Origin of the sequence: Candidatus Enterococcus avicola, from assembly GCF_047470845.1 — a bacterium.
GTDB classification, from domain to species: domain Bacteria; phylum Bacillota; class Bacilli; order Lactobacillales; family Enterococcaceae; genus Enterococcus_D; species Enterococcus_D casseliflavus.
Genome location: NZ_JBLGTY010000061.1, coordinates 1 through 427, shown reverse-complemented (window position 1 = coordinate 427; position 427 = coordinate 1). Strand labels below are relative to the sequence as shown.

Sequence of the window (427 nt, the reverse complement as noted above, 5' to 3'; positions counted from 1 at the left end):
AAAAAATGCTGAGAATAATAGAGAAAGATTTGATGATTACAGAGGTCTCTTACGAGACCCTTCAGAAGAAAAAGACGTTGGTCGTCGATGCTGTTCTCTCGCCTACTCCTCGTGCTTGTAGAAGTTGTGGTTCTACTGTGGTAGATGGAAACGGGAAAGCAATTATAGTGAAAAATGGGAAGAAGGAAATGATTGTCCGTTTTGAACAATACAATCATATGCCTTTAGTTATGCGCCTAAAAAAGCAGCGCTATACCTGTAAAAACTGCCGAACCCATTGGACGGCTCAAAGTTATTTTGTCCAACCCAGACATTCAATCGCAAATCATGTTAGATATAAAATTGCTTCTTTACTGACTGAAAAAGTATCTTTATCTTTTATTGCGAAAAGCTGTCAGGTATCTTTGACCACCGTTATTCGTACATT

Annotated in this window: 1 pseudogene; it reads left to right on the top strand. The window is 38.4% G+C overall.

What is annotated here, in order from left to right:
* A pseudogene (locus ACI3E5_RS17575) lies at positions 1–427 on the top strand (ISL3 family transposase); the annotation flags it as partial.